The organism is Clostridium sp. CTA-17, assembly GCF_054767895.1.
This window is the reverse complement of sequence record NZ_BAAABF010000007.1, coordinates 149336-174279: the sequence shown is the minus strand read 5'-3', so window position 1 is coordinate 174279 and position 24944 is coordinate 149336. Positions and strand designations below refer to the sequence as shown.

Below are 24944 nucleotides of genomic sequence, written 5' to 3'. Positions count from 1 at the left end.
AAACGAATACAGACCTAAAAAGTTACGAAATGTTTAATTTACAATTATTTTAACCTAAGTTAATTGAATATATGCTTTATAAATATTAATATAAATAGACACAATATAAATTATTTAGTAATTTCTTAGATCATATGATTTTACAGGGATTTCTCTTTTGTTATTTTGAAATCTCCAAAGTTCTATTTTAGAAATTTTTAATATGTTCTTTTGAGAAGATTCTCGTAAGTTAAAAATAGTAGGTTGTGTATTATTCTTTTTATGATTTTCTTTAAAGTTAGGATTGTTTATAGGGATGTATAGAGGGGAGTCAACACGCTCTCTAACATTAAAACCATGTAACTTTAGCATATCATTGAATAATCTATGAATTTTTTTAATATAACCTTTATTTTCGATTTGTAAGTTTAGAGCTTTATTAGTGCTCTCATTAAACTCAGCACTACCAGTTAACTCTATCTTAAATTTCTTATAAGGTTTGATTAATTTAAGGACCACTTCATCTAGTTTATCTAGATTGGGGTTATCAATTGTTTCAAGAGGAATGTGTAAACTTATGTGATTTCTTGGTAATTTGTATTTCCTTAATAAACCTCTTTGAAGTGATTCAAGGGATTTACAAGACTCCTCATCAAACAATGCTACTAAATAATATTTCATAACAAAACCTCTCTTGAATATTAGTTTGTTCCAAATAAATACAAACTTTGATATAAATTATAACATATAGAATTTTTAAAAAAAATAATAAGAAAGAAATTTCAGAATAAAAAGTATTTTTAGACAATATAAATTGGGTAAATTTTAAAAGTAAACAGTAAAAAAAATCTTTAAATATTAGCTTATTATGATATAATGAAAATTATGAGTAATACTTTAAATTTCACGGTTTAGCCAGTTTAAATATGGTTAATCGAAATAAAAATTTTAACTAAATAAGAATAAAAAAGAAGAAAATGGTAATTGTATACATATAAAAAATTAGCAAGGGTGAATTGTATGAATAGATTAATTATAAATGGCGGTAAAGCTTTAAAGGGATCTATAGAAATAAACGGAGCTAAAAACGCTGCCGTAGCTATATTACCGGCAGCTATACTAGCTAGCAAAGGTGAATGTATTATTGATAATGTACCAGATATAGCTGATGTACATTGCTTAGAGAGAATAATTAGATCATTAGGATGTAATGTTGAAAAATTAGATAATAACACATTAAAAATAAATGCTGAAGAAATAAAAACTGTAGAAGCTTGTGGAAATGACGTAAGAAAAATGAGAGCTTCTTATTATTTCATAGGAGCACTTTTAGCACGTTTTAAAGAGGCTAAAGTGGAACTTCCAGGAGGTTGCCCAATAGGAGTTAGACCTATTGATCAACATATAAAAGGATTTGAGGCACTAGGAGCTAAGGTTTCAATAGAGCATGGTGCTGTAAATATAATGGCAGAAAAATTAATAGGAACAAATATATTCTTTGATGTGGTAAGTGTTGGAGCTACTATAAATCTTATGATAGCAGCAACTTTAGCAGAAGGAACTACAGTTTTAGAGAATGCAGCAAGAGAACCACACGTAGTAGACGTAGCAAACTTTTTAAATGCTATGGGAGCTAATGTTAAAGGGGCAGGAACAGATGTTATAAGAATCAAAGGTGTTAAAGAATTAAAAGGATGTAATTATAGTGTTGTACCTGACCAAATAGAAGCTGGAACATTTATGATAGCAGCAGCAGCTACAAGAGGAGATGTGACAATTCAAAATGTTATACCAAAGCACTTAGAGTCAATTTCAGCTAAGCTTTTAGAAATGGGAGCTAAAGTAGAAGAAGGAGACGATAGTGTTAGAGTTTATGTTGATGGAGATTTAAAAGGAGTAAATTTAAAAACTGCTCCATATCCAGGATTCCCAACAGATGTTCAACAACCAATGTGTACTCTACTATCTACGGCTAAAGGTAGAAGTATAATAGTTGAAACTATATGGGAAAATAGACATAAGCATGTAGATGAACTTAAAAAAATGGGAGCTACTATAAAAGTTGAAGGAAGATCAGCTATTATAGACGGTGTAGATAGACTTACAGGGGCTGTTGTTAAGGCTACTGACTTAAGAGCAGGAGCTGCAATGGTTATTGCAGGTTTAATTTCTGATGGAGTTACAGAGATAACAAGTATTGAACATATAGATAGAGGATACCCTCATATAGAAGAAAAGTTCAGAATGCTTGGTGCTGATATAGTCAGAAAATAAGAACAAAAAATGGGGGAAATATATGATTTTTTGCTCACTATATAGTGGAAGCAGTGGTAATAGCATATTAGTAGGTTCAGAAAGAACTAAAATACTAATCGATGCAGGATTATCAGGCAAGAAAATAATAGATGGCTTACAAGAAGTAGGCCAAAATCCAAATGAGATTGATGGTATTTTCATAACCCATGAGCATAGTGACCATATAAAAGGAGCAGGTATATTATCAAGAAAATTTAATATACCTATATATGCAAATGAGCTTACTTGGAAAGCCATGGAGAAATCCCTAGGAAAAATAAAAGAAGAAAATATAAAAATTATGCCTAAGAGAAGTACAATGAGTTTAAATGATTTAGATATAACATCATTTAATACTCCACACGATTCTGTGGCTTCAACAGGTTATACTATAAAGCACAAAGGCAAAAGTGCAAGTATTGCAACTGATATTGGAACATTTACTGAAGAAATATTAAGAAATATTAGAGAATCTGAAGTTATTTTATTAGAATCAAATCATGATGTGCAAATGGTTAAGTTTGGACCATACCCTTATGAGTTAAAAAGAAGGGTGCTTAGTGAAGTTGGACATTTATCAAATGAGGATTGCGGAAAAGCTATCGTTGATATAATGAAGCATGATAAGCATAGAAAAATAATATTAGGTCATTTAAGCAATACTAATAATGTGCCAGAATTAGCCGAACAAGCTGTTATTAATGTATTAAATGCACATAAAATTAACATAGGGAAAGATTTAGAGCTTAAGTTAGCAGATAGACATAAACCAAGTAGTTATATAAGTTTTTAAGTAAGGGGAATTTATATGAAAAAAGGGATGATTTTATTAATTCTATCATCTTTTTTGTTAGTTGGATGTGACAGTATAAAAATGGATAAGTTAGCAGCTAACAATAATGAGAGGGTAAAAACAATAGCTAATGATTTAATAGGAGATATTGAGTTATCTTTATATTTTGATGGAACTAAGGATGAACAAAATCCTAAAATAGAGCAACAAGAAATACTTGTTGATGGTGATGAAATTTTAGGGCAGTATTTAATACAAGCTCTTATTCAAGGACCATCTCAAAAGGGAAGTTTAGCGCCTATATTACCTAAGGATACTAAATTATTATCTTTTGATATAAAAGATGATATTGCAATTATAAATTTAAGCAAGGAAGCTATTGTAAATATGAGTGCAACTAAAGAACAGGCAACCTTAGAAGGTATAATAGCTACAATAACCCAAATACCAAGTATTAATAAGATTAATATACTTGTTGATAATCAAATGGTTAATTCATTAGGTGGCAATTTTGATATTAGTAAACCTTTCGGAAAAGAAGATATACCTAATTTAAAGATAAATAATTAGAGAATTTGTAAAATGTAAACAAATAATTTCATATGTATTAAAAATATATATTTTATATGTTTATTAATTAGTAAAATATTGAAATATATTGTCTAAATTATTATAATTTTGATATAAAGTTGATTAAAAAGGAGAAGGAAGTATGAGTTTATATAAGCAATGGACAGACATGGTTGTAGAATATGTTAAGGTTAAGGGAGAAGCTGCATTCTGGAAAGAATATAGTGATGTAGAAACTAAAATATACAAAGATTTATTAGCTAATCATAAAGAAGTTAAAAAAGCTACAATTGCAGATTTAGCTAAAGAATATGGTACAACAGAAGAGTTTGTAATGGGATTCGTAGATGGAATAAACGATAGTTTAAAAACTCCATATGACTTAGAAAAAGTTGAAAGCAATACAGAATTATCATTTGATATAGACTTTGAAAATTTATACTACAATATGTTAGATGCAAAAGCAGATTACTTATTTAACTTACCTCAATGGGATGCTATATTCTCAGGAGAAAAGAGAAGAGAAATCCAATTCAGATACAGAGATTCAAAAACTGTAAGAAATGAAGAAGTTAAAGTTGGGAGAAATGAACCATGCCCATGTGGAAGTGGAAAGAAATATAAAAAGTGTTGTGGAAAATAATTGTTTTTTAAAATAGGTAGGCTTAGTCTACCTATTTTTTTATGTGCTTTTTTAAGGTTTTGATATGATATAATTTAAGTATTAATTATTTTGGGGGGGGTTATATTATGGATAAGAATATTATGTGGTTAAGAGAATGTAGAATTAATAAAGTTATAAAAGCTTTAGAAGAAAATAATATGAATGGATATTTAGTAAATTCAAAAGAAGAACTTATAAGTAAGATAGAAGAATTAACTAATATTGGAGATATAGTAGCTTGCGGAGGCTCTATGTCCTTATTTGAAGCTGGAGTTATAGATCATCTTAGAAGTGGAAGATATGAATTTTTAGATAGATATAAAGAGGGGTTAAAACCTGAAGATATAAAAAAGATTTACAGGGGTTCTTTTTCATCGGATGTATATTTCACAAGTACTAATGCAATTACTGAAGAGGGTGAAATATATAATGTTGATGGTAACGGAAATAGAGTAGCGGCAATGCTTTATGGCCCGGATAAGGTCATAATTGTAGCAGGATATAATAAAATTGTTGAAAGTTTAAATGAGGCTATACAAAGAAATAGAAGCATCTCAGCTCCTGCTAATGCAAAAAGACTAAATAAGAAAACACCTTGTGCTAAGGTAGGAAATTGCATGGATTGTAAGAGTCCAGAAAAGATATGTAGAGAATATACTTTAATCAGAAGTCAAAGTAATTCAAATAGAATACATGTAATATTCTTAAATGAAGAATTAGGATATTAAAATTTACAAGTAAGGACATGTAAAAATGTTCTTACTTTTTTTATAAATCTGAATTTGATAAAGAATTATAATTTGTAAATAATTATTATTAAATGTATTGCTTTGCAATTATTAAATTTTGAAAATTAATAAAGTCTTTTTATTAAGAAATTAATATTACTAAATTGTAAGTAGAATGCAATGGTATTATAATATGAACATGGTTCAAATAAAAAAGGAGATGAAAGTAATGTCAAAAGAATTAATTATAGCAATAATATTTATGAATTTAGCACTATTATTTTATAGTATAGGTGTTTGGTCTGAAAAGATTCAAAAAACTTTAAAACCATGGCACTTAGCATTTTTCTATTTAGGTCTAATTTGTGATACTACAGGAACTGGAGCTATGGAAAAAATAGCAGGTGGAATAAACTTTAGTTTCCACACAATAACAGGTGGAGCGGCATTAATATTAATGTTAGTACATGCTATCTGGGCAACTGTAGTTTTAGTAAAGAAAGATCAAAATATGATAGCTAAATTCCACAAATTTAGTATAATTGTTTGGGTAATTTGGTTAATACCATTCTTTACTGGAGCTGCAATGCATATGCTATAAAAAGTTTAAAAGACTATGTAAGAATATATCTTGCATAGTCTTTTTTTAGATATGAATACTTATATGTTAGTTTGAAAATATTATAATATTTTCAAATGATTAAGACTATGCACTAAAAATCAATAATTCTTATATATATATTTCACTATATATATAAGAGTTATTAATAAGATTTATGTAATGGTTTATAGGATTACTAAGAGCTTTACTTTATGGTAATATTATTGGTAGTTAAAACTAGGAGGGCGAAAGATGAATATAACAGTTATTTCAGTAGGGAAACTAAAGGAGAAGTATTTAAAGCAAGCTATAGATGAGTATTCAAAGAGATTAAGTAGATATTGCAAATTAGAAATAATAGAACTTCCTGATGAGAAGACACCAGATAATGCTTCAGAAAAAGAGGAGCTACAAATAAAAGAAAAAGAAGGTAAGTTAATACTTTCAAAAATAAAGGATAATATGCATGTAATTGCTATGGATTTAAAAGGTAATGAAATAACTTCTGAGAAATTTTCAAAGTATATAGAGAATTGTGGAGTTATGGGAAATTCAAATATTACCTTTGTAATTGGAGGAAGCCTTGGTTTATCACAAGAAGTAATAAAAAGAGCTGATTACAAATTATGCTTTTCAAAAATGACATTCCCACATCAATTATTTAGGGTAATGTTATTAGAACAAGTTTATAGAGCATTTAGAATAATGAAGAATGAACCATACCATAAATAAGTGCGGTTTTTACTAAAATTAGATAATGAAAAAAGTAGTTATAAGTAATTAAGACTCTTACTTGTATTTAAATATACAGGTAAGAGTTTTTTTATAAAGTAATTAAGCTATTGTAAAATAACAACTTAATATATTTATTTAAAATGGAATAATATGAGATAATAAAAATATGAAGTAATGAATAAATGTATTATAATGTTAATTAATAATTTTTCTGATAATATATAGATAAATGGGAATTTGATGAAATAATGGAGGAGTACATAAATGGTTTTATTAGTCGTTGATACACAAAAATTATTAGTAAATAGTAAATTATATAATTTTGAAAATTTTATTAAAAATATTAGGGAATTAATTAATATATCAAGAAAAAATAACATTGAAGTATTATATGTAATACATGATGATGGAGTAGAAAGTGATTTAACAAAAGGAAAAGATGGATTTGAAGTTTACGAAGAATTTAAGCCTATGGAACAAGAAAAAGTGTTTGTAAAAAGTGTAAATAGTTCATTTAGAGGAACTGGTTTGTTAGAATATTTAAGAGAAAAGGGTGAAAAAGATATAATTGTTGTTGGACTTCAAACTGATAAATGTATTGATGCTACCATAAAGTGTGGTTTTGAACATGGACTTAATATGATTGTACCAAGCTATGCTAACTCAACTGTTGATAATGACTTCTTTAGTGGAGAGCAAAGTTATAAGTATTATAATGAATTTATGTGGAATGATAGATATGCTAAATGTATTTCTATTAATAAGGTATTTAATATGTTGGAACGCTAAATAGAGTATATTTAATGAATAATTTTAATCTATTACGAAATAAATCTAAAATATAAATATATATTATAATTAAGAATAATGTAGTCAATAAAGATACTAATGCTAAGTCTAAGAAGACAGAGGAAATAAGGTTTAGCTTATATAAAGATACTATTAAGTATGTTTATTAGTGATAAGATATAAAATATAACTTAAAAATAAGACGGAAAACTGTACCATAAATAAAGTTTTTAACTATCTACCATAGTTCCACCATTTACATGAAGAACTTGTCCTGTTACGTAGGAGGAATCATCAGATGCTAAGTAGACATATGCTGGTGCAAGTTCAAAAGGTTGACCAGCACGTTTCATTGGAACATCAGATCCAAAGTTAGCTACTTCTTCCTCTGAAAAACTTGATACTATAAGAGGAGTCCAAATAGGTCCTGGAGCTACTGCATTGACTCTTATTCCACTTTTAGCAAGTGATTGTGAAAGTGATCTTGTAAATGTAACTACAGCACCTTTTGTTGATGAGTAATCTATAAGATTTTCTTTACCTTGGTAAGCAGTAACAGAGGTAGTATTTACTATTGTACTTCCTCTTTTCATGTATTTTAAAGCTTCTTGTGTAAGATAGAACATAGGGAAAATATTTATTTTAAAGGTTAATTCAAGTTGCTCTTGTGAAATACAGTTTATATTATTTTGAGGGAATTGAACCCCAGCATTATTTATTAAAACATCTATTCCACCTAAAGTTTCTACTGTAAATAGAACTAATTTTTCACAGAAGTTTTTATTAGATATATCACCAGGAACTAAGTAGCATTTTCCACCATACTTTTCTACATATTTCTTTGTGGTTTCAGCGTCATCATTTTCATAAAGATAAGAGGTTACAATATTTGCTCCTTCTTTTGCCAAGGCTATAGAAACTGCTCTACCAATTCCACTATCACCACCAGTAATAAGAACTGATTTTCCTTTTAATTTTCCACTGCCCTTATAATCAGGATTATCAAATATAGGACTAGGAACCATTATTGATTCTATTCCAGGTTGAACTGATTGATGTTGGGGTGGGAATTTCTTTGGTAACTTTTCAAAGTTTATACTATTATCACAATATGGATTCATTAGACGCTCCTTAGGTATTTATAATACTAGTTATTTTATGAATAAATAATTATATTTGTGATTTTATATAAAGAATTTCAACTTTTTTATAATTAAAATAAAACGATTTATTATAAAAATTATTTTATAATTTAGGGCTTTATAATTAAATTTAAGTTTTATTAGGAATATTATTTCATATAGTGGTCAATATATAAGTGTAAAGAAAGCTGATAAGTTTAAAAATGAGTAGCACTTTACAAAGGATCAAATTATTAAAGGAGGTAATCTTATGGGAAATGAAAGTTATAAAAAGAAAAATAGTGATGGTAGCATATTAAAGTGGATAGGAAGATTTATTTTAGTTGCCATAGTATTAGTAATAACATCATTTGTAACTCCAGGATTTTCAATACATGGACTATGGTCATTTTTATTAGCTGCTGTCGTAATATCAGTGTTAGATTATTTAGTAGAATTATTTATGGGTGTTGATGCATCACCATTTGGGAAAGGAATAAAAGGTTTTATAATAGCTGCAATAATAATATATTTAACTCAATTCTTAGTTCCAAACATGGGAGTTTCAATTATAGGAGCATTACTAGCTGCTGTAGTTATAGGAATAATAGATGCTGTAATTCCAAATAAAATTATGTAAAACTTTTAAAATAGAGTGCTTTTAATAAAAGCGCTCTATTTTTTTATTAATATTTAAAGTATGTGATGTTATAATATTATGGATAAAAAATAGAATTAAAAGATAAGAATAAGTGAGGATTTTTTTATGAGCAAATATGCGATACTTGCAAATCCAGGTCATAATCGTATTTATTTTGATACAGCGCTTAAGATTGCAGTTTCAGAATTACAAGCAATTGCAGATGCTTATGATATGGAGATAAAGGAGATTGGAGAAGGAAATTTAGGTCTTCCAGCATCAATATGCTTTAGTACTAATAGAGAGCTTAAGGAAGAAGACTTTAAAGCATTAAGTTTTTCATCAATTTATTATGCCTTATTTGAAATAGTAGAGGGAAATCTTTTAAGACCTATTAGTGTCCCAGATTTTCATACATTCCCTGAAAGTATGGTTCAAATATTAAAATATAATGGAAAGACAAATGAGCAATTTACTAGACTTATGGTAAATTTAGCTTTAAGTGCTTGTAAAACAGGAAGTAAAAAGATAACTTTATTAGATCCTATGTGTGGTAAAGGTACAACTTTATATGAAGGATTCATAAGAGGGTTTGATGTTAAAGGAATAGAGATAAATGAGCAATGGGCTCAAGAGATTCAAACTTATGTTGTTAGATTTTTAAAAGAAGGAAAGTTTAAGCATAAAGTTGAAAAATCTAAGGTATCAGATTCTAAAAAGAAGAAGATCGCTAATGTGTTTAATTTAACTGCTGCAGCAGAGAAGAATGCTTTTAATTCAGGAGATGTTCAATTATTGCAGTTATTTAATTCAGATACTAGAAAAGCAGATCTTCTTATTAAGAAAAAATCTTGTGATATTATAATATCTGATTTACCTTATGGGGTTCAGCATGGAAGTAAGAATGATAGAAATTCCCTTATGGAAAGAAGTCCACTAGGGCTTTTAAAAGAAGCAATTCCAGCATGGCATAACGCATTAAAAACTAAAGGAAGTTTAGTACTTTCATACAATGAATTTACTATGAAATATGATGAGGTAGCTATTGTTTTAGAGGAAAATGGATTTAAAGTTCTTGATGAAACACCTTATCATAATTATTTACATAGAGTAGATCAATCAATAAACAGAAATTTAATAGTAGCTGTAAAGGCTTAAAAATAGAGGATTACTAATTAAGTAATCCTCTATTTTTTACAAATTCAACTTAATTTTTTTATAGTTTTTTTATATTGCTAATAGTATAATTTAAGGTAATAATTTGTAATATAAATAAGTTGGTTTAGGGGGAAAAATGAGGAAAAAGCTAATAATTACAGCTATAATAGGTTTAATATTAATTGGAGGAACAACTACAGGAATAGTTTTAAATAATAACTATTTTAAGGAAAAACAAGAGAGTGTTGCTGAAAATGAAGAGCATATTAGTAGTGAAAAAGATCAAAATAATAAAGAGGAAAAAGAAGAAAATAATACAGGCGATTTAGAAGGAAGCAAAGAAAATAATGAAAAAGATAGTTCTAATAAAGAAGATAGTAATAAAAAGCCAGAAGAACAAGAAGTAAATGATAAATATACAATATTCTATAAAGCTCGTGATGCTTATAATAGAGAAGATTTTGATGAAGCCATAAGATTATATGAAACCATAACAGATAAAGATGTTTTAGCCAAGGTTGAATATGAGAAAGATAGATTTTACTTTGCGAAAAAAATAAATGATGAGATAAATGAAGGACAAAAACTTTATGATTCAGGTAAATACTTTGAAGCAAAAGTATTTATGAGCAAGTTAATTAGAGGAAATTATATGTTACCTGATCAAGAAGCTAGAGCTAATAAAATATATGAAGAAGCTAGTTCAAAAGTTACAAAGGAAGAAGTGGAAAAGGTAAATGGAGACTTTACTTTTGAGAAGGCTGTTGAACTTGTAAAAAAAGAAATAGGAGATAATCCTAATAATACATATGAAAATTTTCAAGAATATACAGATATAAATGGGGCAAAGGTTTATCAAGTAATTGTTAAAAAGAATGGGGATAGTAATAACTCAGAACTTTTTGTAGTTAGCTCAGATGGAAGTGTTTTATCAGGATCTTAAAATAAGAATAAAAACTTTAAAATTTAGCAAATTATAATATATTTTATTATTAGTCAATATTTTAGAAGATTATAGCAATTTATCTTTAAAAAGCTTAAAATTTGTCATTATTATTAGACTATGATATTATATAAGCCTATAAGTAAATCCCTATATGTATAAATAAATATTTATACTAAGGAGAATTTAGTTAATGAACGGAGGATATGTATAATGGATAAATTACCAAATTGCCCTAAATGTAATTCAGAATACACTTATGAAGATGGAAGTCTTTTAGTTTGCCCAGAATGTGCTTATGAGTGGACTCCAGGAAGTGAAAATGCAGATGAGGATGTATTAGTAGTTAAAGACTCAAACGGAAATATACTTCAAGATGGAGATACTGTAACTATAATAAAAGACCTTAAAGTAAAAGGTGCTTCATCAGCTTTAAAAAAGGGTACAAAAGTTAAGAACATACGTCTAGTTGAAGGAGATCACAACATAGATTGTAAAATAGATGGATTTGGAGCTATGAGCTTAAAATCAGAATTCGTTAAAAAAATTTAATTAAACACCAAAAAGGAACATATTAGTATGTTCCTTTTTATTTTGAACTTTAACTAATATAATTAGGTTTAATCCTATTTCAACTTAAACAATTAATGTTTAATAAAAGGAATCAATTAATTATATTGATATATAATAAGAACATAATGATTTAATAAATTAATTAAGACAATGTAATTTGAAAACGATAAATTAAGAAAAATCTATAAAATACTATTAAAAAGGTTTATTTGTAAACTAATTTTTGATACTATAGTAATTAAGAGTTTTTAAGTCTTTTTAAATTTATAATTTTAAGATAAGACATAGGGGGATGTGTTTATTTTAGCTTTATTAAATGGAGGTGTTTAAATGAAGTGGAGTAACATTTTAAAAGTGTTTAAGAGAGATATGAAAGCAATAATAAAAAATCCGATAGCACTTTTAATAATAGGTGGAATATGCTTTATACCATCACTTTACGCATGGGTAAATATAGCAGCATGTTGGGATCCTTATGAAAATACTAGTAGTGTTCCAATTGCTGTAGTAAATAATGACAAAGGAGCTTCATTCAATGGGAAAGAAATGAATATAGGTAATGAAGTTATTGATGAGTTGAAGAATAATCATGCAATTGGATGGAAATTTGTTGATACGAAACAAGCAGATAGGGGATTAATAGATGGGACCTATTATGCAATGATAGAGATTCCAGAAGATTTTTCGGAGGATTTAACTAGTGTTTTATCTGAAAAGCCTACAAAACCTGAAATAATATACAAGGTTAACACAAAAGCTAACCCTGTTGCAGGTAAAATAACAGGAGTTGCACAAAGTACTCTTGTAAATCAAATAACATCAAATTTTATAACTACTGTCAATGAAACAGCATTTTCTTCATTAAATGATTTAGGATATGATGTAGATAAAAATAAAGATAATATTATTAAGTTAAAAAATTCTATAATAGCTATAGATAAAAATATGAGTTCTATTAAAAATATGCTTAATAATATAAATAGTAACTCATCAAATTTAAGCACATATTTAAAAGAAGTTCAAAGTACCATGCCATCAATAACAAGTGGTTTAAACAATATATCTCAGAATGCTGAGAATACTGGTAGTTTAATAAATACTTCTAAAGAATCTTTAAATAGTACCTTTGATAATATAAGATTAAACTTAAGTGAATCACAGACATCATTAGATAAGGTACAAAGTAATTTAGATGAATTATCTTCAATGGCTAGTGATGCAAGTTCTGCCAAGATTAATGCACTAATAAGCAAATCTATTAATGAAATAGATAAAGTTGATAATAGTGTTACAGCTGTAATTAACTTTTTAGATGCTATTAATAAAAAAATTGCTAATGAAAAGATAGCTAATATGATAACTTCATTAAAAAATGTTCAAAATTCATTAGCAGAAGAGAAAACTAAGCTTAATGATTTACAAAGCAAAGTTAATAGTGGTCAAAATGTAGATAAAGGACTTCTTAGTTCAATAAGTGATTTAACTAAGAAAATAGAAGGGCAAGTAGATAATTCTTTAAATAGATTTGATAATGATACAAGACCTGCTTTAAATACAATTGCTGATGGACTTGTTACTGCTACTAAAGGTGCATCAGATTTATTAGGAAAAGCAAATGGTTTAGTTGATCAAATAAATAATTTATTAAGTACAGCTAATCAAGGATCTCAGCTTGCAAATTCAACATCAGAAAAATTAAAAAATAGTTTAGAAGAATTTTCAGGTGTTATAAGTGAATTAAGTTCAAAACTTCAAGATGTTAGTGATGATGATCTTGGAAAAATAGTTGGAATACTACAAAGTAATCCTGAATTTATGGGAGATTTTATTGCAAATCCATTTAATATAGAGGTAGATGCAATATACAAAGTAGCTAACTATGGATCAGGAATGGCGCCAATATATTCAGTCTTAGCATTATGGGTTGGTTCATTAATCTTAATATCATTATTAAAAACAGAATCAGCTGAATTTGAAGGTAGTGAGAATATAAATTTAAGAGAAAGACATTTTGGAAAGATGTTAACTTTCGTAAGTTTAGGAATAATACAAGGGTTTATAGTAGCCTTTGGAGATAAATTCCTTTTAGGAGTTCAAACAGTAAATACAGCATTATTAATTTTTGTATCAATGTTTGCTTCAGCTGTATTCACTATAATTGTATTTACGCTTATGTCTGTCTTTGGAAACCTAGGTAAAGCCTTAGCTATTATACTTATGGTTTTACAATTAGCAGGTAGTGGTGGATCATATCCTATACAAGTAGATCCATTATTCTTTAGAATAATTCAACCAACTTTCCCATTTACTTATGCTATATCAGGGTATAGGGAAGCTATAGCAGGACCTTTAGTAAGCACTGTGATTTTAGATTTTGCTATTTTAACCATAATGGGATTGGTATTTATACTTCTAGGATATTTATTAAAAGGACCTTTAAATCCTAGAGTTAGAAAATTTGAAGATATGTTTGAAGAATCTGGAATAGCAGAATAGGCTGTATTTTAAGAGGTGAATTATGAAGAAAATTTTTAAAGTCTTTCGAAGAGATTTAAGAAATATAAGGAAAAATCCAGCGGCTTTAGCAATAGTCATTGGTTTATGTATAATACCATCTCTTTATGCTTGGATTAACATTAAGGCATGTTGGGACCCTTATGTTAATACAGGAAATTTACCAGTTGCTGTTGTCAATAATGACAAAGGCGCTGAGGTAAATGGTAAAGAGATAAATGTAGGTAAGGAAGTAATTGATGAACTTAAAAAGAATGATGCTATAGGATGGCAGTTTGTAGATGCATGGCAAGGAAATTATGGATTAAATGAAGGTAAGTATTATGCAATGATTGAAATACCTTCAGATTTCTCAGAAGGATTAACAAGTTTAACTACAGGAAGTCCTCAAAAGCCGGATATAATTTATAAAGTAAATGAAAAATCTAATGCTATAGCAAACAAAATAACAAATGTTGCAAAAAATAAAGTTACAGATGAAATAAAATCTAACTTTGTTGATACTGTAAATAAAGAAGCTTTTGATATTTTAAATCAATTAGGTGGAAAGTTAGAAACTAATAAACCAGAAATATTAAAAGTGAGAGATACGTTACAGAGTGCTAATAGTAGTTTAAAGGAAATTCAAGATTTTGTTCAGAAAGCGAATGGAGATTCAAAAAGTTTAAGTAATTATCTTTCTAGTGTAAGAAATGATTTACCAAAGGTAACAGACCAAATAAATAATTTACAAACTACTGTTGAGGCAAGTAAAAGTTTAATAAATTCAACACAACAAACAGTTAATGCTGTATCAAATAGTTTTAGCAGTGATGTTGTAACAATGCAATCAACAAATCAGGAATTACAAAATTTACTTTCAAAGCTTAAAGAATTAAATAATGCTATGGATACAACTAAGATGGTTGAAACTATAGATAAGTTAATAAATTTAACAGATTCATTAAATAAGATTATAGATAATAATATTAAAGCTTTAGAGAAAATAAATTCAGTAATACCAAATAATAAAATAGGTAATTTAATAGATAAGTTAAATGCTGCAAAAGATTTAGTATCTAAAGAAAGAGAACAATTAGCTGCTTTAAAAACAGCATTATCAAATAATGCGAGTAAGGAAGATATAGCTAAAGCTATAGAGGCGGTTTCTACAATAAGTACTGAAACAAGTTCGGCTTTAATAAATGTTTCAAATAATTTTTATAATGATGGAGCACCAGCTTTAAATACTATTGGAAATTCATTAAAAGGTGGATTAGATACTGCTAACTCAGTATTAGAAACAACAAAGGTAGTTGTTCCACAATTAAATGCTTTAACTACTTTTGGCATAGCTAGCAGTGATGTGGCTAGTCAACAAGCTGATCAAGTAACAAGTAAACTTACTGAGTTCCAAGATGCAATTAGTCAATTAATAGAAAAAACTTCAGGATTAACTGAAGAGAATTTAAATAATTTAATAGATGTAATGAGCAAAAATCCAGAAGAAATAGCATCATTTATATCCTCTCCTATAACAGTAAAAGAGGAACAGGTTTATGATGCAGGTATATTTGGAGTAGGACTTACACCATTTTATACAACTTTAGCAATTTGGGTTGGTTCATTATTACTTACATCATTATTAACAGCAGAGTGTGAGGATTTTGAAGATGGAACAAAATTAAATCTTATTCAAAAGCACTTTGGTAAAATGTTATTATTCTTGACTATATCATTAATTCAAACAGTAATAGTAGTTTTAGGGGATATATATATATTAGGAGTAAATCCTGCAAATATGCCATTGATGTTTGGATTCGCAATAGTTAGTTCTATTGTATTTACGGTAATGATATTTACCTTAGTATCATTATTTGGAAACATAGGTAAAGCAATAGCCATTGTTATAATGGTATTCCAAGTAGCTGGAGCTGGAGGAATTTATCCAATACAAACAAATCCAAAAATATTTGAGGTTCTACAACCTTTATGGCCATTTACTTATTCTATAGATGGATTTAGAGAGGCAATAGCTGGACCAATATGGGATGCTGTCTCTAAGGATATGAAAGCTTTAGGAATATTCTTATTAATATTCTTATTACTATGTATTCTTAAAAAGCCATTCCATAGACTTACTGAGTTTGTGGAGCATAAATTCAGAGAATCAGGATTATAAAATAAAGAAAAGAGTAAAGATTAATTCTTTACTCTTTTTGTTTTATAAAAGCTTCTTAAAATTATAATTAATAGAAATATGTGGTAAAATATAATGAGTAAATATTTCTTGTTAATGTGGGGTGTTTTATGGGAAGAAAAGAGAAAAACTTATATAAAGCAGTTGATATAAAGCATAAGGAAATTATTGATGTTAGAGAGATTGGATATTATGCTACACCTCCATTTGTTGCAAGATATATAGGAAAAAGAATCATAGATATAAATAGTAAAGGGGAAACTTTATTTGATCCATGTTGTGGAAAAGAGGAACTAACTGATTACTTTAGTGACTTGGGAATAAAAACCATAGGTATGGATTTAATAAAATATAAAAACAATTACAGATGTGAGTTTAAAAAAGGCAATTTTATAAATTATTATTGCTCTCAAAAAAATAAAAAAACATGGGACTATGATTATTACATTGCTAATCCACCATATAATTGTCATGAGGTTAATTTCATAAAGGAGAATAAGGAGAGGCTTAAGAATTATTTCAATGAGGTTGGATTACATAATATGTACAGCATGTTTATAGCTGCCATAATAGATAAGGCAAAGAATGGCGCTGTTATTGGATTTATTACTAATGATTCATTTTTTACAGCGAAAAATCATAAGAGGCTTAGAGATAAAATTCTTAGGGAATGTTCTATACATGAAATAACTATGTGTCCTAGAGGACTTTTTCATAATCAAGGGGCAGATGTTAGGACAAGCATACTTATTTTAAGAAAGGGAAAAGAGTATCAAGAAAAGATAGTTGTAAATAATAGACCAAAGTCCATAGAAGAATTTAAAGAGTTATTAAATAGGATAAAAGATAATGATAAGGAAAAACTTTATAATTTACAAGAGATTGTATTGCAAAATAAAAAGGATAATTTAGAGTTTTTAATAGAATGTCCTGAGGATATAAGAATTTTATTTAATAATATTAGGCTTGGAGAAAAGTTTAAATGCGTAACAGGCATATCAACAGGTAATGATAAAGAGTTTTTATCTAAAGAAAAAAGCAATGAATTTATTATTCCTTTTTACAAAAACCCAGGGAAAGATAAGTTTTATACAGATAGAGTAATTTATTTACATAAAGATTTTTTAGAAATAGAAAAGGTTAATAAAAATTTTAATGTTAGAAATAAAAAGGTTCTTTATAAAAATGGAATAACATGTTCATCTATGGGAGTTTCCTTTAATGCATGTATATTGCCTAAAAACTCTACCTTTGGAGTTAATCCTAATATAATATGTGAATCAGAAGAGGTTTGGTGGTTACTAGCTTATTTAAATTCATCCCTAGTAACTTATCTTGTTAGGGGAGCATTAATAAGAAGCAACATGATAACTTCAGGATATGTATCTAGAATACCACTTTTAAGCTTCTCTAAAGATGAAAAAGCCAAACTTTCTTATTTAGCTAAAAGAGCTTATAATTTGAGAAAACAAAATTCTAGTATAGAAACTGAGTTATGTCATATAGACAATATTGTTAATCATGTTGCTAAAATTTCAAATGAGTCTAAAAATCTAATTTCTAATTTTAAAAAGTACTTAGTTGAAGTTACTTAGTTTAATCTAACTTTATGTGACAGTACCCATTAGGATTCTTTTTAAGATATTTTTGATGATATTCTTCAGCTTTATAATAGTTTTCTAAGGGCTTAACCTCTGTCACTATTTTCTTTGAATAAGACTTTTGAAGTTCTTCTTTACTATGTAAAATCTCTTGTAAATCTGAATGATCTACATAGTAAATGCCAGTTCTATATTGGCTACCAACATCATTGCCTTGTTTATTTAATGATGTTGGATCTATTATTGTCCAAAACTTAGCTAATAATTCTTTAAGAGATATTATGTTTTCATCATAATTTACAAGACAGACTTCAGCAAAGTAAGTATTTTTAGTGCATATATCTTCATAAGTAGGATTTTCAGTACGCCCATTAGCATATCCAACTTCAGTGCTTAGTACACCATTGATTCTAGAAAGAAATTCTTCTACACCCCAAAAACAACCACCTGCTAATACAATTTTTTTCATAATGAACCCTCCTTATAAGTTTTAGCTTTCCTATTTATAAAATAATTATGATTATTTAGTCTCAACTTTTTTTATTATTTTTGCTGGATTTCCACCTACCACTACATTATCAGGCACATCCTTAGTTACAACTGATCCAGATGCCACCACTACATTATTTCCTATAGTTACACCTGGGTTTATTGTAGCATGTCCTCCAATCCAAACATTATTACCTATGGTTACAGGCTTACCAAATTCATAATTAAGTCTTTCAATAGGATCAATTGGATGAGTAGCTGTATAAATGTGAACTCCAGGAGCAAAAAAACAGTTTTCTCCTATTGCGATTTTACAAACATCAAGCATTACACAATCAAAATTTGCGTAAAAGTTATTACCAACTGATATGTTATAACCATAATCACATTTGAAGTTAGGTTCCATATATATACTTTCACCTGTTGAACCTAAAAGTTCTTTTAATATATTACTTCTTTCTTTAAAAGTCTTATCAGCATCTTCTTCATTATCTGATAAATTTAGGTTGTTAAACTTTTGAAATAAAATTCTAGCTCTAATTCTACCTTTAGTTAATTCTGGATCAGCAGGGTTATAAGGCAGACCTGCTATCATTTTTTCTTTTTCTGTCATAGCCATAAAAAATCCTCCAATATTTATTCTCACACTTATTTTATCAGTAACATATATATATTTCATCAGATTAGTTATAGAAATAATTAAAATTTCATATAATGAATAGCTAATATTATTATTTTTGAGGTGTTAAGTTATGTTTGATCCTAAAATGTTAAATGTTGAATTTAGGAATGGAATTACAGATGAAAAACCTATAGAAGGAAGAAAGTATACATTAACTCATAATGATGATACTGGAGAGTTATTTCTGACAGTAGCGTTGGCATATGCTTATGACAAAATAAATTTGTCAGCAAGAGATGAAGTGTTTGGGGTTTGGAAAAGAGTAAACAATAGATTTATTTTAAAGATATACTTATATGTTGATGGAAAGGGAGGAAGAGAAGAAGCAATAAAGAGAGATAGCATGTTTAGAAAAGAGTTGCCTTTAGCCTTAACTGCCATAGCATATGGAGATAGAAAGTTTTTAAATAATAATGATGATTTGTTAAATAGCAATATAATAGTTAGATTTATATCTGCTTATGAAGAGCTTAATAAGATTGAAAATTATGGAACACTTAAGGATTATATTAATAATCGCATGGAAAATGTACAAAAAAATAATAATAATATTTACATGGAAGAGAGTATTTTAAATGATAATGACCCTTTAGTAAATAATTTTATAATCACTTTATTAAATCCATATATTAAAGCTGAAATAACAAAGTTATATAACAATGATATGTATTATTGTTTAAAAGATGTGCAAGTATTAGAGGTGTTTAAGGCTAAGGCAGATAATGAATGTGAATTTAACTATAAGATTTATGTTGGAGTTAAGGTAGGAACTATGCCACCTGCATATAATAACCTTATAATTGAGTTTTTAGTAACTCCAAATACAGTAAGCACTTTAAGTGTAAAAAATCCAAGGTAAATAAAAAAAGAGATTGTTATTAAAACAATCTCTTTTACTTTTTAGAATAATAAGTGTGCTATAAGTGCTATAACTGGTAGAGTAACTAATGTTCTCATTAAGAATATCATAAATAATTCTTTTAAGTTTAGTGGTATTTTTGATCCTAAAATAACACTTCCAACTTCTGATAAATATATAAGTTGAGTTACTGATACACAAGCAACTACAAATTTAGTCATATCACTAAGAATAGTTTTTGATGCTATAACTGATGGTAAGAACATATCTGCAAATCCAACTATAACAGTTTGAGAAGCTGCAGAAGCTTCTGGAATTCCTAAAATCTTAAATAAAGGAATAAAAGGAACACCAAGCCATTGGAATACAGGAGTATATTCAGCTATCATAAGAGCTAATGTACCCATTGCCATAACTACAGGTAAAACTCCTATCCACATTTCAAGTACGTTTTTAATTCCATCAGCGAAGAATTTTTTTAAGCTACTTTCATTTTGGGCTTTTTCAACTGCTTTAAAAACTCCAAAAGTGAAAGGAGTAAATCCTTCAGGAACATCTTCTACATTTTTAGGTTCTGCATTGTTGAAATAAGCATCAGGTTTTTTGCTAAGAGGCCAAACTCTTGGAAGAATTATAGCAGCAACTATTCCAGCAAAAGTAACAGTTAAATAGAATGGAATAAACATATTCTCTAATCCAACCTGTGATAAAACAACAAAGCTAAAAGTTATTGAAACAACTGAGAACATTGTACTAACTATACAAGCTTCTCTCTCAGTATAAAATCCTTCTTCATATTGTTTTGAGGTAAGTAATACCCCAATAGTTCCATCACCTAACCAAGAAGTCATACAGTCTATTGATGAACGTCCAGGCAGTTTAAATAATGGTCTCATTATCTTAGTTAGTAAGGCACCACAGAATTCTAATAAACCAAAGTTTAAAAGAAGCGGCAGGAATAATCCTGCAAAGAAGAATACCACTATAAGTGTTGGTAGTAGATCATTTAATATAAACGCCCCAGTTAAATCAGACTTTATTATTTCAGGTCCAAATCCAGTAAATGCTGATATTATAAATAATCCACCTAAGATTCTTCCAATTGTCCAAATCCAATTAACATTTAATAATGAATTTAAAAAGTTATTTTCTATTATAAATTTTGGCTTAAATGCTTTAGTTATTATCGTTAATGAAGCAGCTATTACAACAACTATCATTGATAAAATAGGTAAATAATCACCTATTAAATCCTTAAGTCTAGTTGTGAAAAAGGCTACTGGTATTGTTATATTTCCACCATCATTTATAGGAACCATAAATAAAATTACTCCTAATAAAGATGGAATTATAAACTTTAATAAATCAGACGATTTATATTTAGTTTTCAAATTTAGTCCCCCTTTTTAATAAACAAATCAATTAGTACAAAGCCTATTATACACAATAAAATGTATAAAATCAATGAAAAATTGCATAAAAATAATGAATAATGTATAAATATTCAATAAATTAAGCTTTATATACATAATTTTATAAAGTGAAATAAATTTATTAAATAGGTAACTTTAGTTACCGAGTTAATTAAAAACCCTGTGTATAATCGTAGATGTAAGGTGACCGAGAGAGTTGCTAATAAAAAAGAATCTTAAAAGAATTTTACATATAAAAATAAAGAACATGGAGGAATTTAAAATGAGTATGTTTTGTTTTCAATGTCAAGAAACAGCAGGATGCAAAGGCTGTACTGTAAGAGGAGTTTGTGGAAAAACTGAAGATGTAGCAAAAATACAAGACCTTTTAATTTTTGTTACTAAAGGATTAGCTACAGTAGCTAATGAAGGAAGAAAAGTAGGAATAGTAGATAAAAAAGTAAACAGAATGATAATAGATAACTTATTTATTACTATTACTAATGCAAACTTTGATTTTAAAGCAATAGAAAAAAGAGTTAAAGATACTTTAGTAGCAAGAGAAGAGCTAAAAGAAAGAGTACAAGCTAAGGGTGGAAATCCAGTTGGATCAGACTTCAAAGGATGTGCAACTTGGACAGCTACAACTAGTGAAGAAATGATGGAAAAAGCTTCACAAGTAGGAGTTTTAGCTACAGAAAATGAAGATATAAGAAGCTTAAGAGAGCTTATTATGTATGGATTAAAAGGATTAGCAGCATACATGGAGCATGCTATGAATTTAGGACATGATAAAGAAGAAGTTCATGCATTTATGGCAGAAACTTTAGTTAAAATATTAGATGATTCATTAAGTGCAGATGAATTAACAGCTTTAGCATTAGAAACAGGAAAATTCGGTGTTGATGGAATGGCATTATTAGATGAAGCTAACACTTCAACTTATGGTCATCCAGAAATAACAAAAGTTAATATAGGAGTTAGAAATAACCCAGGAATATTAATATCAGGACATGATTTAAAAGACTTAGAAATGTTATTAGAGCAAACAGAAGGAACAGGAGTAGATGTTTATACTCATGGTGAAATGTTACCAGGACATTACTATCCAAAATTCAAGAAATATACTCACTTTGCAGGAAACTATGGTAATGCATGGTGGTTACAAAATAAAGAATTTGCATCATTTAATGGACCAATATTAATGACAACAAACTGTATAACACCAGTTCAAGACTCATATAGAGGAAGAATATTCACAACAGGTGCTGTAGGATATGAAGGATGTACTCATATAACAGCTGATGAAAATGGACACAAAGATTTCTCACAAATAATAGAGTTAGCTAAGACTTGCAACGCTCCAACAGAAATTGAAACAGGAGAAATAGTAGGTGGATTTGCTCATAACCAAGTACTTGCTTTAGCTGACCAAGTAGTTGATGCTGTTAAATCAGGTGCAATAAGAAGATTCTTCGTAATGGCTGGATGTGATGGAAGAGCTAAATCAAGAGATTACTATAGAGAATTTGCTGAAAAATTACCAAAAGACACTGTTATATTAACAGCTGGATGTGCTAAATATAAATATAATAAATTACCACTTGGAGATATCAATGGAATTCCAAGAGTTTTAGATGCGGGACAATGTAATGATTCATACTCATTAGTTGTAATAGCTTTAAAACTTGCTGAAGTATTTGGAACAGATAGTGTAAATGAATTACCAATAAGCTACAACATAGCATGGTATGAACAAAAAGCTGTAATAGTATTATTATCATTATTACACTTAGGTGTTAAAAACATTCATTTAGGACCAACTTTACCAGCATTCTTATCACCAAACGTAGCTAAAGTTTTAGTTGAGAACTTTGGAATTGGTGGAATTACAAATGTAGAAGATGATATGAAAATGTTCTTAGGAGAATAATAGTAAATAATATATAGAATTTGGATATATTATTAATTATATAAATGAAGACTAACACAGCTGTGTTAGTCTTTATTTATATTGTTTGAATTATTAATTGAGTTATTTGATTGAGCTCTTAAATTATCAAAATAGGAAAAGCTAGCAGAGTATACAACTATGTTAGAACCTAAGGCAATAAGAAAATCACCTAAAACATTGAGTTCATCAGCATTATATCTAGTAGAGTAATCTTTTGCTATTAAAATACAAAGAAGATTCAGTTGGTCAGGAGGTAAGTTAAATAGTTCCATAAAATTAACTCCTAATTTAATATATATAATCAGTATATAAAAAAACTCCCTTATTGATATAAAAAAGGGAGTTTAATTTATAATTTAAAGCTATATTTGTGTAGCATGAAGTACAAAATATATTAAAAAGATTGCTGATATAACGTACATAGGGATAGATACATCTTTATACTTCTTTGTTGCTAACTTACAAATAGGATAAGCTATAAATCCAAAAGCAATACCATCAACTATACTAAATGTTAAAGGTATTATAGTTAAAGTAAGAAACGCTGGGAATGATTCAGTGAAGTCTTCAAAGTTTATTGAAACTATATTTTGAATCATTAATCCTCCAATTATTATTAAGACTGGAGCTATTGCTGAGTTTGGAATAAGTGATATAACTGGTATAAAGAAGATTGATATTAAAAATAAGAATCCTGCAAATATAGAAGTTAATCCTGTTTTACCACCAGCTGCTATTCCGGCACTACCTTCTACAGTTGAAACTGAAGGACTAGTACCACAGATACCACAAATTATAGTAGTAAAGGCAACAGCGTTAAGAGCTCTTTGTCTTTTACTTGGTTGTTTTAACATACCATCAATTTGTCCATGAAGTAAACCAATGTTTTCAAATACTAATACTAAAGTTAGAGAGAATGTTGCAATCCAAAATGAAATTGAAGCTATTCCACTAAAATTAGCTGATAAGAAAACTTGTTTATATTCACTGAAATTAGGTAATGAGAATTGAAAACTTGATAAATCAACAATTCCAAATAACATTGATATAACTGTTCCAGATAAAATTCCTATTAGGAATGAACCAGGTACATCTTTTATAAATAAAACTAGCATTAGTATCATAGTGATAAAGAATACTATAACTTCCTTAGATGAAATATCACCTAATTTAACAAGTGTTGAAGCATCTCCTACTATTAATCCAGCTTTTTGTAATCCTAAGAAAGTAATAAAAATACCAATTCCAACTGTGATTGCTTCCTTTAATGAAGTTGGTATTGAACTAGTTAACATATCAGCTAAAGGTGTAACCGCTACCACAATAAACAAAATACCAGCTACTATAACAGCTGCTAAAGCTTGTTGGAATGTAAGTCCCATAGTATTTACTATGGTATAAGTAAATAGTGCATTAATACCCATACCAGGCATTATAATAAGAGGAGCATTACTCAAAAGTGCAACGAGTACACATCCAATTAATGATGCTAATACTGTAGCGATTATAAGTGGTTCCATAGATACTCCACCATCACTAAGTATGCTAGCATTTACTACAATTATATAAACTGCAGCAAAAAATGAGGTAAGACCAGCAAGTAATTCTGTTCTTATATTTGTTTCATGTTCTTTAAGTTTAAAAAAGTTTTTCATCCTTTCTCCT

The 24944-nt window shown here is 28.3% G+C and carries 24 protein-coding genes; 17 read left to right on the top strand and 7 right to left on the bottom strand.

Annotated features, from left to right (window positions below; genetic code table 11):
* Nucleotides 1-114 precede the first annotated feature (114 nt).
* Nucleotides 115-660 carry a 2'-5' RNA ligase family protein gene (locus tag ACYUCG_RS12055; protein ID WP_003482534.1) on the bottom strand — a complete coding sequence of 182 codons (546 nt, stop codon included), beginning with the start codon at nt 658-660 and terminating at the stop codon, nt 115-117.
* A 339-nt stretch (nt 661-999) separates the two neighbouring features.
* On the opposite strand from ACYUCG_RS12055, the gene ACYUCG_RS12050 reads away from it, so the two are divergent.
* From ACYUCG_RS12050 to ACYUCG_RS12015, 8 genes are all read left to right on the top strand, one after another.
* Nucleotides 1000-2253: a UDP-N-acetylglucosamine 1-carboxyvinyltransferase gene (locus ACYUCG_RS12050; protein WP_003456772.1), complete on the top strand. Its 1254-nt coding sequence runs from the start codon at nt 1000-1002 to the stop codon at nt 2251-2253.
* Between the two features lie 22 nt (nt 2254-2275).
* On the top strand, nt 2276-3067 hold the full coding sequence (locus ACYUCG_RS12045; protein ID WP_060794720.1) for an MBL fold metallo-hydrolase: 792 nt from the start codon (nt 2276-2278) through the stop codon (nt 3065-3067).
* 15 nt (nt 3068-3082) lie between these two features.
* Nucleotides 3083-3637 carry a GerMN domain-containing protein gene (locus ACYUCG_RS12040; protein WP_060794721.1) on the top strand — a complete coding sequence of 185 codons (555 nt, stop codon included), beginning with the start codon at nt 3083-3085 and terminating at the stop codon, nt 3635-3637.
* 142 nt (nt 3638-3779) lie between these two features.
* Nucleotides 3780-4280 (top strand): SEC-C metal-binding domain-containing protein, encoded by a 501-nt coding sequence (locus ACYUCG_RS12035; RefSeq protein ID WP_003456869.1) that lies wholly within the window; start codon nt 3780-3782, stop codon nt 4278-4280.
* Between the two features lie 107 nt (nt 4281-4387).
* Nucleotides 4388-5029 carry a lactate utilization protein gene (locus ACYUCG_RS12030; protein ID WP_460268695.1) on the top strand — a complete coding sequence of 214 codons (642 nt, stop codon included), beginning with the start codon at nt 4388-4390 and terminating at the stop codon, nt 5027-5029.
* Nucleotides 5030-5258: 229 nt separating this feature from the next.
* Nucleotides 5259-5630, top strand: a complete 372-nt coding sequence (locus ACYUCG_RS12025) for an HsmA family protein (protein ID WP_003469883.1) — start codon at nt 5259-5261, stop codon at nt 5628-5630.
* Nucleotides 5631-5882: 252 nt separating this feature from the next.
* A complete protein-coding gene (rlmH, locus tag ACYUCG_RS12020) occupies nt 5883-6362 on the top strand; it encodes a 23S rRNA (pseudouridine(1915)-N(3))-methyltransferase RlmH (RefSeq protein ID WP_003456814.1) in 480 nt (159 codons plus the stop codon).
* A 267-nt stretch (nt 6363-6629) separates the two neighbouring features.
* Nucleotides 6630-7154: a cysteine hydrolase family protein gene (locus ACYUCG_RS12015; protein WP_283719736.1), complete on the top strand. Its 525-nt coding sequence runs from the start codon at nt 6630-6632 to the stop codon at nt 7152-7154.
* A gap of 230 nt (nt 7155-7384) precedes the next feature.
* Here ACYUCG_RS12015 and ACYUCG_RS12010 read toward each other — a convergent pair whose 3' ends face one another.
* Nucleotides 7385-8275, bottom strand: a complete 891-nt coding sequence (locus ACYUCG_RS12010) for an SDR family oxidoreductase (RefSeq protein WP_460268694.1) — start codon at nt 8273-8275, stop codon at nt 7385-7387.
* A gap of 271 nt (nt 8276-8546) precedes the next feature.
* On the opposite strand from ACYUCG_RS12010, the gene ACYUCG_RS12005 reads away from it, so the two are divergent.
* The 7 genes from ACYUCG_RS12005 (at nt 8547) to ACYUCG_RS11975 (ending at nt 17877) form a co-directional block, all read left to right on the top strand.
* Nucleotides 8547-8915 carry a phage holin family protein gene (locus ACYUCG_RS12005; RefSeq protein ID WP_460268693.1) on the top strand — a complete coding sequence of 123 codons (369 nt, stop codon included), beginning with the start codon at nt 8547-8549 and terminating at the stop codon, nt 8913-8915.
* A gap of 126 nt (nt 8916-9041) precedes the next feature.
* The gene (locus ACYUCG_RS12000) at nt 9042-10073 is read left to right on the top strand and encodes a TRM11 family SAM-dependent methyltransferase (RefSeq protein WP_460268692.1); all 1032 of its coding nucleotides are present in this window, start codon (nt 9042-9044) and stop codon (nt 10071-10073) included.
* Between the two features lie 136 nt (nt 10074-10209).
* Nucleotides 10210-11016 carry a hypothetical protein gene (locus ACYUCG_RS11995; RefSeq protein WP_460268691.1) on the top strand — a complete coding sequence of 269 codons (807 nt, stop codon included), beginning with the start codon at nt 10210-10212 and terminating at the stop codon, nt 11014-11016.
* Between the two features lie 213 nt (nt 11017-11229).
* Nucleotides 11230-11568: a zinc ribbon domain-containing protein YjdM gene (locus ACYUCG_RS11990; protein ID WP_003456718.1), complete on the top strand. Its 339-nt coding sequence runs from the start codon at nt 11230-11232 to the stop codon at nt 11566-11568.
* 351 nt (nt 11569-11919) lie between these two features.
* Nucleotides 11920-14085 (top strand): YhgE/Pip domain-containing protein, encoded by a 2166-nt coding sequence (locus ACYUCG_RS11985; protein ID WP_333962507.1) that lies wholly within the window; start codon nt 11920-11922, stop codon nt 14083-14085.
* Between the two features lie 22 nt (nt 14086-14107).
* Nucleotides 14108-16264, top strand: coding sequence for a YhgE/Pip family protein (locus tag ACYUCG_RS11980; RefSeq protein WP_421750561.1), 2157 nt, complete (start codon nt 14108-14110; stop codon nt 16262-16264).
* A gap of 128 nt (nt 16265-16392) precedes the next feature.
* A complete protein-coding gene (locus tag ACYUCG_RS11975) occupies nt 16393-17877 on the top strand; it encodes an N-6 DNA methylase (RefSeq protein ID WP_460268690.1) in 1485 nt (494 codons plus the stop codon).
* Nucleotide 17878: 1 nt separating this feature from the next.
* Here the strand turns inward: ACYUCG_RS11975 and msrA are convergent, their stop codons facing one another.
* Together msrA and ACYUCG_RS11965 are read right to left on the bottom strand one after the other, a co-directional pair.
* Nucleotides 17879-18352: a peptide-methionine (S)-S-oxide reductase MsrA gene (msrA, locus tag ACYUCG_RS11970; protein ID WP_124040614.1), complete on the bottom strand. Its 474-nt coding sequence runs from the start codon at nt 18350-18352 to the stop codon at nt 17879-17881.
* Nucleotides 18353-18403: 51 nt separating this feature from the next.
* A complete protein-coding gene (locus ACYUCG_RS11965) occupies nt 18404-18991 on the bottom strand; it encodes a sugar O-acetyltransferase (protein WP_460268689.1) in 588 nt (195 codons plus the stop codon).
* A gap of 133 nt (nt 18992-19124) precedes the next feature.
* Between ACYUCG_RS11965 and ACYUCG_RS11960 the strand changes: the two genes are divergently transcribed.
* Entirely contained in the window at nt 19125-19913 is a 789-nt protein-coding gene (locus ACYUCG_RS11960; RefSeq protein ID WP_060794741.1) for a staygreen family protein, read from the top strand.
* Between the two features lie 41 nt (nt 19914-19954).
* On the opposite strand, the gene ACYUCG_RS11955 is transcribed toward ACYUCG_RS11960, so the two are convergent.
* On the bottom strand, nt 19955-21304 hold the full coding sequence (locus ACYUCG_RS11955) for a YjiH family protein (RefSeq protein ID WP_283681541.1): 1350 nt from the start codon (nt 21302-21304) through the stop codon (nt 19955-19957).
* Between the two features lie 304 nt (nt 21305-21608).
* Here ACYUCG_RS11955 and hcp point away from each other — a divergent pair, with 304 nt between their 5' ends.
* On the top strand, nt 21609-23258 hold the full coding sequence (gene hcp / locus ACYUCG_RS11950; RefSeq protein ID WP_240298918.1) for a hydroxylamine reductase: 1650 nt from the start codon (nt 21609-21611) through the stop codon (nt 23256-23258).
* A 65-nt stretch (nt 23259-23323) separates the two neighbouring features.
* Here the strand turns inward: hcp and ACYUCG_RS11945 are convergent, their stop codons facing one another.
* Both ACYUCG_RS11945 and ACYUCG_RS11940 read right to left on the bottom strand, forming a co-directional pair.
* Nucleotides 23324-23551, bottom strand: a complete 228-nt coding sequence (locus ACYUCG_RS11945; protein WP_003450671.1) for a hypothetical protein — start codon at nt 23549-23551, stop codon at nt 23324-23326.
* A 90-nt stretch (nt 23552-23641) separates the two neighbouring features.
* On the bottom strand, nt 23642-24934 hold the full coding sequence (locus ACYUCG_RS11940) for an NCS2 family permease (RefSeq protein WP_240298917.1): 1293 nt from the start codon (nt 24932-24934) through the stop codon (nt 23642-23644).
* Nucleotides 24935-24944 lie beyond the last annotated feature (10 nt).